The organism is Agrobacterium sp. BT-220-3 (genome assembly GCF_025910175.1).
Taxonomy (GTDB): Bacteria; Pseudomonadota; Alphaproteobacteria; order Rhizobiales; family Rhizobiaceae; genus Agrobacterium; species Agrobacterium oryzihabitans.
Genome location: NZ_JAPAIX010000005.1, coordinates 169,635 through 182,446, shown reverse-complemented (window position 1 = coordinate 182,446; position 12,812 = coordinate 169,635). Strand labels below are relative to the sequence as shown.

Here is a 12,812-nt window from a genome sequence, read left to right as displayed (position 1 = left end):
GGTTACCTCAATATGTTGCGCGACCGCCGGACAGGTCAAAAACCGCGCCGGTCGAAAAACTGCATTCGGAAGAAGAGAGCCAGGCCACCATGTTGGCGACCTCGGCGGGTTCGAGAAAACGTCGCATCGGGATGCGGGAGAGAATGTCGTCGAGCCGTTCCTTTGGCGCATCGATGCTCATCGCCGTCATGGAAGCGGCGGGTGTGATGGCATTGACGAGGATGTCCGATGTTGCCAGTTCCTTGCCGAGGCTTTTCGTCAGTGCCACCAGCCCGGCCTTGGCGGCGCTGTAGGCGGCCGCCTGATGCATGCCCTCTTTCGCCTGGATGGAAGCGACATTGACGATGCGGCCGGAGCGGCTCGTCTTCGCCGTCTCGATCATCAGCGGCACGAGGGCGCGGCAGACCAGAAACGAACCGAAGAGATTGACGTCGATAATCTTGCGGAATTCCTCCACCGGGATTTCCCAGAGCGGCGCGATGTTGCCGACGATGCCGGCATTGTTGACGAGAATATCGAGCCTGCCGAATTGGCTGCGCAGTTCGGCAGCAGCCACGTCGATGCTTTGCTGTTCGGTGATGTCGACGCCGGATGACGCAAGACCCGCGAAGTGGCCCTGTTTTACGGAAGCCGGCAGATCCCAATGAACGACCGTTGCCCCGCAATCGCGAAGGCGCTGACTGATGGCGGTGCCGAAGCCGCCCGCGGCGCCGGTGACAACCGCCACCTTGCCCTCTAAATCATAATATGTGGACATGTTTTAAACCATTGTTCCGCATCCCAGCCCGGCGGCATCCGCCGGACAGGGAGCGTCTGCGCTTACTTGGCGATGAGGCCGTTGGTGAAGAAGGCATCTGCCGGCATGTCGGTCTTGATGTCCTGATATTCCTTCATCAGGTCGAGCGTCTGCTGCCAGTCGGAGGCTGCCATTTCGCCCAGCGGGGCGGAGGGAGCGGACGGGGACGGCAGAAGCTTGAGCGAGATTTCGAGCTGCTCCTTGAGGAGTTTCGGATCGCCGGTCGGCTTTTCCTTCACCGCTGCTGCAACCGCCGCATCTGGATCGGCCTTCGCCGCTTCGATGGATTTCAGCGATGCCGCGACGAAGCGCTTGACGAGGTCTTCATTGCTTTCGATCAGCTTCGTATTGGTGATGATCGTCAGGCCCTGCGTGTTGACGCCGAGTTCCGCAAAGGCAAACACCTTCTGTTGCAGCCCCTTCGAATTGAGAACTACCACCTGATTTTCAAGCCCGCCGAGAATGCCCGCCGCACGATCCTGCATGATGGCGATGATCTTGCCGGGGCCATCCAGGTTCAGAATGTTGACCTTGGAGGCGTCCACGCCGTTTTTCTTCCAGATGGCGGGCAGGAGGGCGAGCGATGCCTCGCCAGCGCTGGCCGCAACCGTCTTTCCTTCCACATCCTTGATGGAATTCACGCCGGAATCCGCCCGGAACGTCATCGCATAGGGCGAAGTGTTGAGCAGGCCAAGCACGGATTTGACCGGTGCGCCCTTCGAGGCACCGGCTATCACGCTGCCGCCATCGGCAATACCGAACATGTCGCCGCCGGTTGCGACCGACTGTACGGTGCGTGCCGAACCTTGGCCTTCGCCGATCTGCAGATCGATGCCAGCATCGTTGTAAAAGCCCTTCTCGGCGCCGTAATAAAAGATGGTGTGGACGCCGCTCAAAAGGAAATTGAGCCGCAGCGTCACCTTGTCCTCGGCCGCGGCCGACTGCACGCCCGCCAGACTGACGGCGAGGGCAACCACGCTGCCCGCCAGTGTTTTTTTCATTGGATTGAACATTTTATCCTCCCTTTTTAATTAAATTCCCGGTTCAGGTTGCGCTCTTGCCCACGGTGAAATCATCCCGGCGCTGGGAGACATGCCAAGGGATGGCGAAACGCTCGATCAGTTCCACGATGCCGTAGAGAAGCAGGCCGAGCAGGCTCAGCACGATGATGACAGCAAAGGTCATGCTGGTATTCATGTTGCCGTTATAGTTCAGCAGCAGGTAGCCGAGCCCGTTATCGGAAGCGACGAACTCCGCCACCACGGCTGCCGTGGCCGAGAGCGCAGCGGCAACCTTGAACCCGGCAAAAAGCGAGGGCAGGGCGCCGGGCAGTTCCACTTTCCAGAAAATCTTGAGCCGCCCGGCGCGATAGCTTTTGGCGAGATCGTAGACGTCAGGCTCGATGGATTTGAAGGCGACGATGGAATTGACGACGATCGGGAAAAAGGAAAGCAGGAAGACCAGCAGGATTTTGGAGGGCAGGCCGAAACCGACCCAGATGATGAAGAGCGGCGCGATGGCGATCTTCGGGATGATCTGAAGGATCACGAGCAGCGGGTAGAAAATCGCTTCGAAAGCGCGCGAATAGACCACGAGAAGTGCTAGCAGCGTTCCCATGACCACCGCGACAAGGAAGCCTAGCACCATAGGCTGCAGCGTGTAGAGCGATGCCGTAAATACGACGGGCATATTGCTGTAAAGATCTGCAAACACTCGGCTCGGGGCCGGCAGAATATATTCCGGCACCTTGAGCGCCCGGACCGCGATCTCCCACACGATCCCAGCGCCCACGAGACTGCCAATCGTGTGGGCTTGGCCTTTGACGGCCCCCATGACTTTCGAAAACATGTTTCCTCCCGAAATTGCCCGACCGTTCAGCGGACAATTTTTAATTTCTGGAACAATGTTCCATATGGACTGATGTTTCGTCAAGTGGTAATTCAGGCAGGACAATAGAATTGGAATGCAGCGGGAGGAGTGCATGTTGCAGAAGAAAAACGAACGGACGGTCTATGAGCCCGGCGTGCTGCTGGAGGGCGTCAGCAAATATTTCGGGCACCCGGATGCGCCGGTCGTGGCGCTGGAAAAGCTCGATCTGACGATTGGCGACGGGGAGTTCGTGGCGATTGTTGGCCCCTCCGGCTGCGGAAAATCAACGATGATGCGGCTGATCTCGCGGCTTTCGCACGCCAGCACCGGCCAGATTTCCGTCTTTGGTGACGTTTCAAACGACCCACCGCCCGGCATGAGCATCGTTTTCCAGAATCACGTGCTTCTGGCCTGGCGAACGATTATCGACAATGTGCTGTTCCCAGCCGAAATGACCGGGCGGAACCGGGAGGAATTGAGGCCCCACGCCCTGGCGCTTCTTGAATCCGTCGGCTTGAAGGACTTTGCCGACCGATATCCGCACGAATTGTCGGGCGGCATGAAGCAGCGCGCCTCCATTGCGCGGGCGCTTCTGCTTCAGCCAAGGCTGCTGCTGATGGATGAGCCTTTCGGTGCGCTGGATGCGCTGACGCGCGAACAGATGCGTATCGACCTTGAGGCGCTCTGGCTGAAGAACCGCATGACGGTGGTGTTCATCACCCATTCCATCGACGAGGCGGTTCTTCTGGCGGACCGCGTCATTGTCATGACACCGCGGCCGGGCCGGATCGAGAAAGTACTGGAGATCGACATGCCGCGTCCACGCGGACTGGCAGCGCGACGTGAGCCGGAATTTATCGAAAAATCCGAAGAGATCACCGAGATATTCCTTTCGCGCGGCATTCTGCAGCGCCATGCCTGAGCCGGCGGCGTCTCTTGTTTTCCGTTGAAGCAAGAGACGCCGCAACAACCTATTTTCGCATCGCCCCGGGTTCCATCCCGATAAAGGCCGTGCACCTTCGACCGGAGAGTGAGATGGACAGGACGATCAATATACCAAGCGGCGGTGTCGAGCGGACGATCGCTATGCTGGAGCTTCTCGCCCTTGCGGAGGAGCCGCTAAAGCTATCCGATGTCGCACACCAACTCGATATTCCCAAAAGTGCGTGCCACCGCATCCTGACATCACTCATCGAAAACGGCTGGGCGTGGCAGAGCCCGGAAAGCGATTGTTACGCGCTGACCATGCGCATGGCGCTGGTGGGCCAGAAACAGCTGGCGCGCCTGCAGGTATCGGATCTGCGCCAGCCGATCCTCAACGATCTGGCGGAGCGCACCCGCGAACTGGTTCGCCTGACTGCCGTGCAGAACAACACGCTTGTCTGGGTCGGTTCAGCCCGCGGCCGTCGTTCCGGTCTGGTGTTTGAGCCGGATATGAGCGCCGGCATCGTTCCCTATGCTACGGCGAACGGCAAGATTTGGCTGGCAAGCCTCGAAAGGGAGAGGGCGCTGAGGATCGCGCTTGAGGCGGGACTCGGTCAACCCGGCCAGCAGGCCGCCAACGCGATCAACACCATCGAGGCACTCAGCAGGGAACTGGATGCTGTCGCCCGCCTCGGTTACGGCCGCGCGGTTGGTGAGGCCGAGGAGGGGGTAGGGGCAATCGCGGTTGCTATCCGTCAGGGAAAGGAAGTCGTCGGCACCATGAGCGTTGCCGCGCCGCTGACCCGGCTGACCGATGAACGGGTGGCGGCAATTCTGCCGCTTCTGATGAGGTCAGCGAGCGATATGGAAATCGCTTGGTAATCGGCACTAACTGGCCGAAGGTATCAAATATCGCGAGGCTGTCTAATAAGAATCGGGCGGCAAGGCCGCTCGATCCGTTGTTTAACTAGGCTACGTCCGCATCGAACTGGATGCTGTGCAAGCGCTTGTAGAGACCATCGGTTGCGAGCAGCTCGCGACGGCTTCCCTGCTCAACAACCTGACCATTATCCATAACGACAATCTTGTCGGCGCGGTTGATCGTGGAAAGCCGGTGAGCAATGACAATCGATGTCTTGTTGAACGTCAACCGCTCAAGCGCATCTCGGACAAGCGCTTCGGATTCCGAATCGAGCGCACTCGTTGCTTCGTCGAGAATCAATATGTCCGCGTCTCTGAGCATCGCACGGGCGATGGCAACGCGCTGCCTCTGACCACCAGATAGACCTGAGCCGTTTTCGCCAAGCTTGCTGTCATACCCATCAGGCATTTTCATGATGAAATCATGCGCGTTGGCTGCTTTTGCCGCAGCAATGATTTCCTCATCGGTGGCGTTGTCGCGGCCTACGGAGATATTATGCTTCACCGTTCCTGAGAAAAGGAAGGTCTCCTGGCCGACGTAAGAAACATGTTCGCGTAGGCTGGCGAAGGAAACGTCACGCAAATCCATTCCGTTGATTTCAACAGAACCGTTTTGCGGATCGTAGAGGCGCATCATGAGATTGATGATGGTCGATTTGCCACTGCCAGAAGGCCCGACCAGCGCAGTCATCTTCCCACCCTCGAAAAGAACGCTGACGTCCTTCAAAACCGGTTGGCCAGAAACATATTCGAAGGCGACGTTCTTTAGTTCCACATTGCCGCTTGCCTTGGGAAGAGGCAGGGCGTCGTTTTTTTCAGTGAGCGTGAGCGGGGCGTCAAGCACCTCAAACATCATTCGCACACCAATCATGCCACCTTCGATCTGGACTCGCATACGTGCCAGACGTTTTGCCGGTTCGTAGGCAAGAAGCAGGGCGGTGATAAATGCCATCAGGTCACCTGGTGAGCCGCCTTTTTCGAGAACGGTGTAACCCGACACGGCGATAACGACCGCAATGGCGAGACCGGATAGTGTTTCCATGATCGGGCTGGTTGCTGCTTCCAGCTTGGCGATGCCGTTCGACCGTTGCTCCACATCAGAAACCGCCTTGTTCATACGCTGACGCATCAGCTTTTCAAGCGAGAAAGCCTTGATGACGCGAACGCCGATGCTTGTTTCTTGCACGACATTGACGATTTCGCCAAGTGACGCGAGTTCCGCCTCCATTATCTTTCTCACACGACGCAACACTAATCGGACGCTGAAGATCGCGATGGGGCCGATGATCATGGAAATAGCACTCAGAAGGAAATTCTGTGCAAACATTACGATGATCAGGCCGAGCAAGGAAAAAAGATCACGGACGAAAGAGGTGACAATAGTATCGATCACATTTCGGGCAGACTGCGCGTTGTAGGTGACCCGGATAAGTAACTCCGAGGACGGCAGGTTCTGAAAGAAGGAGACTCCCTGTTTCAAAAGCCGATCGTAAATTTTGCGTTGCTGCTCTGCAACAATGCTATTGCCTGCTTTACTGAGATAATAGCTTTGTACAAAGGTAGCGAGGCCCTTGATAATAAAAATAGCGGCGACCGCAAAAGCGATCTCGAGAACAACGTCAAAACCCTGCTTCAGGTAGACACTATTTACGATATCGCGCATGATCCAGGCGCTAAGTGACGTCATCCCCGCAACGATAACCATTGCCGCAATTGCTGCAGAATACCAGCCAACGTGCTTTTTAAAGTTTTCTTTAAAAAGTCGCGTCAGCAACTTCTTGTCGTTTGGCGACAAAAACGATCCGATCACCGAAACATCCTTATTTTAGTCTCGACATCCATAATGGGTTGGGCGCAAGGTTGACATTAAATTCACGAGCAACTGTTTGGAACTCGTCGCGAGACACACCCCTCACTATGTCAGAAGTTTGCAATCAACATGGGGAATTTCCGTCCAAGGGTGCAACAAACCTCATATTGAGCGAAGCAAATAATGTTACAGCCCGGAACTGTCAACATTCGCTTCGGCCATGGCGCTTTCGCTGGGCGGCCAAGGTCACTCGACATATGGCACGGAAAAAGTAAACTTGCATGGAAATTATTGTGTCTTAGAAAGGTGCGACCTCTCTCAGAGCCAGCATGCGGCGAAAATTTGTCTGGCATGATGTCCTGTTGCGATTCGTTAGCTTCCAAGCCTGATTACGCGGAAACTTTTGGGTTTGCCTGCGCTCTACATATCAAGACCAACGAATAATGGGCCCGTTTTTCGAACGCTTTAGCGCTTCTCCAAGTTCGGTACGGCGTAACGTGGGAGAAATTTTATTTATTTATATCAATTGATTGGCTTCGTATTTTGATAGGTTAAAAATAGGCAGGTGTGTCAGTGCGCCGAGTTAATTTTGCGTGCCGGGAAAGTCTCTAATCACTCAATTCATCTTAAAGTCGGAGAAGTCGCATCTCATCATCAACTGGTGGATGCTGAGGCTTGCCATTTTATCCCGGATACTGCATCTAGCTGATTGTAGTGCAAATAATCGAGGTGTGATCTCCATGAAGGCTGTTATTTTGGCTGGTGGACTAGGAACCAGAATATCGGAAGAGACGCATTTGCGACCCAAGCCGATGGTAGAAATCGGCGGCAAGCCGATCCTTTGGCATATTATGAAGATTTATGCCTCCCACGGCGTGAATGAATTTATCATCTGCTGTGGGTATAAAGGTTATGTGATTAAAGAGTATTTCGCGAACTATTTCCTGCATATGTCAGATGTTACTTTCGATATGACCTCGAACTCAATGGAGGTGCATGATCGCAAGGCGGAGCCTTGGAAGGTGACTTTGATAGATACCGGCGACGATACAATGACTGGTGGTCGTTTGAAACGTGTTGCTCCTTATCTTCGCGACGAAGACTCCTTCTGTTTCACTTATGGTGACGGGGTGTCGGATATTGATATTTCAAAGGGTATCGCCTTTCACAAGGAGCACGGCAAGCTCGCGACGGTGACCGCTGTGACACCGCCTGGTCGCTACGGCGCTCTGCAGATTGAGGATGGTGCCGTTCGGAGCTTTCTAGAGAAGCCCAAGGGCGAAGTGGGGCTTATCAATGGTGGCTTCTTTGTTCTGTCTCCAAAAGCGATTGACTACATCGCCGGCGATTCGACCTCGTGGGAGGCGGAGCCTCTTATGAATATTGCCAAAGACGGTGAACTGATGGCGTTTGAGCATCAGGGATTCTGGCAGCCTATGGATACGCTGCGCGAAAAAAACATGCTTGAGAAACTTTGGGTTGAGAACAAAGCTCCCTGGAAAAAGTGGTGATGTGATGAAGATTCTTATTACTGGAAACATGGGTTATGTCGGCCCGGTATTGTCCCGGTTCCTGAAAAAGAATGTGCCTGGGGTACAGCTGATTGGCTTTGATGCCGGTTATTTCGGGCAATCGCTTACCGGTGCGGAAGACCTTCCAGAAGTGATGCTCGATCGGCAGTTTTTTGGTGATGTCCGCGAATTTCCTCCGGAAACCCTTGAGGGAGTGGATGCAGTCGTTCACTTGGCCGCGGTATCTAATGATCCGATGGGTAATCAGTTCGAGCAAGTGACCGAGGATATTAATCAGAACGCAAGTGTAAGGATCGCTGAGCTTGCCGCCGAAGCTGGCGTCAAGAATTTTGTCTTCGCATCTAGCTGCAGCATGTATGGTTTCGCTGAGGGCGGCGCGCGAAAAGAGACCGACCCTACAAATCCGCTTACTGCTTACGCGCGTTCTAAAATTGGAACCGAGGAACGCCTGAAGCAAACTGATTTGAAGGGAATGACCACGACGAGTCTTCGTTTCGCAACGGCGTGCGGTGCCTCTGACCGAATTCGTCTTGATCTTGTCCTCAACGACTTTGTCGCGGGAGCGCTTACGTCTGGCGAAATTACGGTGCTTAGTGATGGTTCTCCGTGGCGACCGCTGATAGACGTCGAGGATATGGCGCGTGCTATTTCTTGGGCAGTTGTAAGGCAAGCCTCTAACGGTGGACAATTTCTCGCTGTTAATGCGGGAAGAGATGAGAACAACTATCAGGTTCGCGATCTTGCAGAGGCTGTCGCAAGGCAGGTGTCTGGAACAAAAGTCAGTATCAACACGAATGCCCCGCCTGACAAGCGCTCCTACAAAGTAGATTTTACGCTTTTCAAGTCGTTGGCGCCCGATTTTATTCCGCAAGTCTCTCTCGATAAGTCGATTGAGCGGCTTATTGTTAACCTGACACGAATGGGGTTCCGTGACCGTGATTTTCGGAATTCTCCATTCATTCGGCTCAAGACCCTCGAACGTCACATCGAGTCTGGCCGGCTTGGAAAAGACCTGCGTTGGCAGCGCGCCTGAGACATTGGAGATTTAAAAATGATTTTTCATAAAACTCCACTGGATGGGGCACGAGTTATCGAGCTTGAAAAAAGGGGTGATGACCGCGGTTTTTTTGCACGATTCTTTTGCGAGAAAGAGTTTGCGGCTGAAGGTTTGGAGACTCGCTTCGTTCAAATCAACAATTCTCTAAGCTCTAAGAAAGGCACCCTTCGTGGGTTGCATTACCAACTTCCTCCGTCGGGTGAAGTTAAGATTGTACGTGCCATTCGTGGTGCTCTCTACGACGTTATCGTCGATTTGAGAGCCGGGTCGCCAACGTTCGGTAAATGGTTTGGTGCGGAGTTGTCGGCCGAAAACCGGTTGATGATGTATGTACCGAGAGGTTTTGCGCACGCATTCATCACACTTACCGATGACACTGAAGCTCTATATCTCGTCAGCGATTTTTATGCACCTGAGTGCGAGCGAGGTGTGCGATACAATGATCCTGCGATAGGAATAGAATGGCCGATAGAACCGGTTGAAATATCCGAAAAAGATAAAGCTTGGCCTGATTTCAACGCCGAGTTCCATGGTGTGGAGCTCATGCGAGGGGTGAAATGAAAGTTCTACTCACTGGTGCCAGCTCGTTCAGCGGATACTGGTTTGCCGAGATGCTTGCCGGGTCGGGAGTAAAGGTCGTTGCTCCACTTCGCGGGAGCCTTTCGTCATATAGCGAGGGCGTTCGCGCGGAGCGCGTCCGCCGTTTGCAGCGCATAGCTGATGTTGTCGAGTTGGCTCCGTTCGGGTCCGAGAAGTTTTGCCAGATCGCTTCTGGTGGTTTTGATATCCTGTGTCATCACGCGGCGCAGGTTGCCAACTACCGCAGTCCTGAATTCGACGTAGTTGGCGCGCTTTCAGAAAATACGCACAATATTTGTTCGGTTCTGAAGACGCTTCACGAAGGCGGCTTGAAGGGTGTTGTTTTAACCGGCAGCGTATTCGAACAAAATGAAGGTGCCGGCAACCTGCCGCTTGTTGCATTTTCACCTTATGGGGTTTCCAAGGGCCTTACCGCAGAATTGGTCAAGTACTATTGCCGCGAGTTTGATTTGGCTTTTGGAAAATTTGTTATCCCTAATCCATTTGGACCGTTTGAAGAGCCCCGGTTTGTTGCATATTTGATGCGGACGTGGAAACAGGGTGATACCGCGCGGGTTAACACACCAGACTACGTACGAGACAACATTCATATACGTCTTCTTGCGTCCGCATACGTAAAATACGTATCCGAGGTAGCTGAATCGAACGGGAAGAATTCAAAGCTCAATCCTAGTGGATATGTTGAAACTCAGGGTGATTTCGCTCGGCGGTTTGCTATCGCGATGCGGGAGAGATTGCAGATGGAGTGTCGGCTTGAGTTAGGTTCGCAGACTGATTTTAGTGAACCCTTGATGCGGGTGAACACACAGTCTGCTGCGCATTACGTAAAGAACTGGGACGAATCCAGTGCCTGGAACGAGATTGCGAATTCATATCGGTGATGACATGACGTTGCTAACACCAAAAAGGATGACGACACGTAGAGTCACAGCGTTTATCAGGCGTGAAAGGAATCTGGGCAGGAGACTTGAACGATTTCTGCGTAATAAAATAAGATCGGGACCCAACCTACGAGACAAGAGAGAGAATGAAGTCGGTTGGGCCTCCAGAGTGCGTTCAGTCTTCGTGGAGAAGCCACTTCAGACTGGCAAGCCGATCGCTATCTATGCGCATTTCAACCCAGCGGGAACGATTTCCCGAATGGTGGTGGAGCAGCTGCGTGCATTGAGTAGCGAGGGTTTTGATATCATTTTCGTGACAATGTCGCCAATCCCAGAAGATAAGGTGGAATTGATCGAAAGTTTTATCAATATAGGATTCGAACGTCGCTCATTTGGGCGCGATATTGGTGCGTGGAAAGATGCCTGGCTACGATGTCGTGAGGAGCTTATGGCTGCTCCCGAGATTTTGTTGACGAACGACAGTGTTTTAGGCCCGGTTCGTCCGTTTGCCCCGATTATGGCTGCTCTTCGCTCTGTTGAGGAAGGTGTTCTAGGGCTAACAGATAGTCCTGATCATGTGCCGCACCTCCAATCATATTTTCTTCTATTTCGCGGAAAGGGAGCGATCTCATGCCTGGACGCGTTCTTTGAGCAATTATATTGCTCATTTAGAAAGAAGATCATGATAGAGCGAGGCGAACTCGCATTATCGACTTTTATTGCCGGTAAACGCATCCCACTTTATACACTCTTCAGTTACGAAGAGTTGGAATCGGCACATCTCAATAGCAGAGATCACCTTCGTGGATTGTTGGCGTCTATGCCTCTCCTGCTCAAAGAGTTTTCCAAAAACGAAGAAAAGCTTTTGTTTGACGACGCTGGATTGGATTCCGGTGGACGTTTTAGCTGGATTAGAATGAGGATGAAGGCAAGGCTTTGGAGCGCTGCTCTAAATCCTACACACTATTTTTGGCGTCATCTCATTCTGGCTTATAACTTTCCATTCATTAAAACCGAACTGGTAACGTTAAACCCGTCATATGTTTATGACGCGGCAGATTGGCGTGATGTCATTGGGGAAGATTCACCAGTCACGCTCGAGGAACTGGAAGAGCATATTAGCTTGGTTACAAATGGTGCGTAAACCTTGCTTGTTTTGAAGCGGAATATCGCGAGTATTGAGTTCTTCCTGCGTTCCCTTCGCGACGTATTGTGAGATTTAGGCGACTATTATGGAAGAAGTTGAATGTGTTGTGGTCGGCGCGGGAGTGGTCGGCATCGCGATTGCGCGTAGCCTGGCACTTGCGGGAAGGGATGTTCTGGTACTAGAGGCGGAACCGAGCTTTGGGTTCGGAACTTCGTCCCGAAACAGCGAAGTGATACATGCGGGAATATATTATCCCACAAACAGTCTTATGGCCCGGCTCTGCGTTGCCGGGCGAGATATGTTGTATGATTTTTGTTCTGAACATCACGTAGAATATAAAAGATGCGGTAAGCTTGTCGTGGCAACGAGCTTGGAGGAAGCGCAAAGATTGCCTGCCATTGCCAAACACGCTTATTCTAACGGTGTTTCAGATCTGGTCGTGTTGCATAAACACGAAGCCTTGGAACTGGAGCCGAACCTTAACGTCGTTGAGGCTCTCCATTCTCCCTCTACAGGAATAGTAGACAGTCATGGTTTCATGTTGGCGATGGTTGGAGAGGCTGAGGCACATGGCGCTCTGTTTGCATACAGAAGCCCGTTTCTGTCCGCGAAAATTGGCGATTGCTCGGTCGTATCGATTGGCGGCACTGAGCCAATTCAAATCTCATGCCGCTGGCTGATAAACGCCGCTGGTCTGACAGCCCCCAACGTCGCGGGTTTGATGGACGGCTTTCCCAAAGGATCCATCCCAACTGCATATTTTGCGAAAGGGAACTATTTTAGCTTGGTCACTGGAAAGGCGCCTTTTTCAAGATTGATCTATCCAGTTCCGGTTGCGGGCGGGTTAGGTGTGCATCTAACGCTGGATCTGAATGGGCAGGCGCGGTTTGGTCCAGATGTTGAGTGGATAGAAACTATCTCTTATGACGTCAATCCGACCAGGAGTGCTGTTTTTTACGATGCTATAAGGCGTTATTGGCCAGACTTGCCTGACGACAGCCTCCAGCCAGCATATTCAGGTGTTCGTCCCAAAATTGTTCCGCCTGCAATAGCGAAACAAGACTTTCAAATCATAGGCCCTCGAGAACACGGCGTACCCGGCGTCATTCAGTTGTTTGGAATTGAATCCCCTGGTTTGACGTCATCCCTCGCAATTGGGCGCCATGTTTCTGAGATGGTGTCGTAAAATCACAATAAATGATTGGCAAAAAGGGGAGAATTTCTCCCCTTTTTATTTGTACTTGATTGCGTCAGCTACCAAAATTGTTGTCGTCT

At 53.0% G+C, this 12,812-nt stretch carries 12 protein-coding genes; 8 read left to right on the top strand and 4 right to left on the bottom strand.

Annotation, left to right across the window (positions count from 1 at the left end):
* Positions 1-7: 7 nt before the first annotated feature.
* From OK142_RS15740 to OK142_RS15730, 3 genes are all read right to left on the bottom strand, one after another.
* Complete coding sequence (locus OK142_RS15740) at positions 8-757, bottom strand: SDR family NAD(P)-dependent oxidoreductase (RefSeq protein WP_498683778.1); 750 nt, start codon at positions 755-757, stop codon at positions 8-10.
* A 62-nt stretch (positions 758-819) separates the two neighbouring features.
* Complete coding sequence (locus OK142_RS15735; RefSeq protein WP_498683776.1) at positions 820-1,809, bottom strand: ABC transporter substrate-binding protein; 990 nt, start codon at positions 1,807-1,809, stop codon at positions 820-822.
* A gap of 31 nt (positions 1,810-1,840) precedes the next feature.
* Entirely contained in the window at positions 1,841-2,644 is an 804-nt protein-coding gene (locus tag OK142_RS15730) for an ABC transporter permease (protein ID WP_498683775.1), read from the bottom strand.
* Between the two features lie 133 nt (positions 2,645-2,777).
* Here OK142_RS15730 and OK142_RS15725 point away from each other — a divergent pair, with 133 nt between their 5' ends.
* Positions 2,778-3,587 (top strand): ABC transporter ATP-binding protein, encoded by an 810-nt coding sequence (locus OK142_RS15725; RefSeq protein WP_498683774.1) that lies wholly within the window; start codon positions 2,778-2,780, stop codon positions 3,585-3,587.
* Positions 3,588-3,700: 113 nt separating this feature from the next.
* Complete coding sequence (locus OK142_RS15720; protein ID WP_498683773.1) at positions 3,701-4,471, top strand: IclR family transcriptional regulator; 771 nt, start codon at positions 3,701-3,703, stop codon at positions 4,469-4,471.
* A gap of 85 nt (positions 4,472-4,556) precedes the next feature.
* Here the strand turns inward: OK142_RS15720 and OK142_RS15715 are convergent, their stop codons facing one another.
* Positions 4,557-6,320, bottom strand: a complete 1,764-nt coding sequence (locus tag OK142_RS15715; RefSeq protein ID WP_498683771.1) for an ABC transporter ATP-binding protein — start codon at positions 6,318-6,320, stop codon at positions 4,557-4,559.
* 740 nt (positions 6,321-7,060) lie between these two features.
* On the opposite strand from OK142_RS15715, the gene rfbF reads away from it, so the two are divergent.
* The 6 genes from rfbF to OK142_RS15685 all read left to right on the top strand — a co-directional run bounded on the left by rfbF (position 7,061) and on the right by OK142_RS15685 (position 12,723).
* Positions 7,061-7,831, top strand: a complete 771-nt coding sequence (gene rfbF / locus OK142_RS15710) for a glucose-1-phosphate cytidylyltransferase (protein ID WP_498683768.1) — start codon at positions 7,061-7,063, stop codon at positions 7,829-7,831.
* 4 nt (positions 7,832-7,835) lie between these two features.
* Positions 7,836-8,885 carry an NAD-dependent epimerase/dehydratase family protein gene (locus OK142_RS15705; RefSeq protein ID WP_498683925.1) on the top strand — a complete coding sequence of 350 codons (1,050 nt, stop codon included), beginning with the start codon at positions 7,836-7,838 and terminating at the stop codon, positions 8,883-8,885.
* 18 nt (positions 8,886-8,903) lie between these two features.
* On the top strand, positions 8,904-9,470 hold the full coding sequence (gene rfbC, locus OK142_RS15700; RefSeq protein WP_498683766.1) for a dTDP-4-dehydrorhamnose 3,5-epimerase: 567 nt from the start codon (positions 8,904-8,906) through the stop codon (positions 9,468-9,470).
* On the top strand, positions 9,467-10,390 hold the full coding sequence (locus OK142_RS15695; protein ID WP_498683764.1) for an NAD-dependent epimerase/dehydratase family protein: 924 nt from the start codon (positions 9,467-9,469) through the stop codon (positions 10,388-10,390). Before rfbC ends, OK142_RS15695 begins: the two co-directional genes overlap by 4 nt.
* A 184-nt stretch (positions 10,391-10,574) precedes the next feature.
* Positions 10,575-11,534, top strand: a complete 960-nt coding sequence (locus OK142_RS15690) for a rhamnan synthesis F family protein (RefSeq protein WP_498683763.1) — start codon at positions 10,575-10,577, stop codon at positions 11,532-11,534.
* Between the two features lie 88 nt (positions 11,535-11,622).
* Positions 11,623-12,723, top strand: a complete 1,101-nt coding sequence (locus OK142_RS15685; RefSeq protein WP_498683760.1) for an NAD(P)/FAD-dependent oxidoreductase — start codon at positions 11,623-11,625, stop codon at positions 12,721-12,723.
* Positions 12,724-12,812: the final 89 nt, after the last annotated feature.

Bases quoted from the DNA above. Each gene is read 5' to 3' on its own strand.
- OK142_RS15740 (WP_498683778.1), bottom strand. From the start codon at position 757: ATGTCCACATATTATGATTTAGAGGGCAAGGTGGCGGTTGTCACCGGC.
- OK142_RS15735 (WP_498683776.1), bottom strand. From the start codon at position 1,809: ATGTTCAATCCAATGAAAAAAACACTGGCGGGCAGCGTGGTTGCCCTC.
- OK142_RS15730 (WP_498683775.1), bottom strand. From the start codon at position 2,644: ATGTTTTCGAAAGTCATGGGGGCCGTCAAAGGCCAAGCCCACACGATT.
- OK142_RS15725 (WP_498683774.1), top strand. From the start codon at position 2,778: ATGTTGCAGAAGAAAAACGAACGGACGGTCTATGAGCCCGGCGTGCTG.
- OK142_RS15720 (WP_498683773.1), top strand. From the start codon at position 3,701: ATGGACAGGACGATCAATATACCAAGCGGCGGTGTCGAGCGGACGATC.
- rfbF (WP_498683768.1), top strand. From the start codon at position 7,061: ATGAAGGCTGTTATTTTGGCTGGTGGACTAGGAACCAGAATATCGGAA.
- OK142_RS15705 (WP_498683925.1), top strand. From the start codon at position 7,836: ATGAAGATTCTTATTACTGGAAACATGGGTTATGTCGGCCCGGTATTG.
- rfbC (WP_498683766.1), top strand. From the start codon at position 8,904: ATGATTTTTCATAAAACTCCACTGGATGGGGCACGAGTTATCGAGCTT.
- OK142_RS15695 (WP_498683764.1), top strand. From the start codon at position 9,467: ATGAAAGTTCTACTCACTGGTGCCAGCTCGTTCAGCGGATACTGGTTT.
- OK142_RS15685 (WP_498683760.1), top strand. From the start codon at position 11,623: ATGGAAGAAGTTGAATGTGTTGTGGTCGGCGCGGGAGTGGTCGGCATC.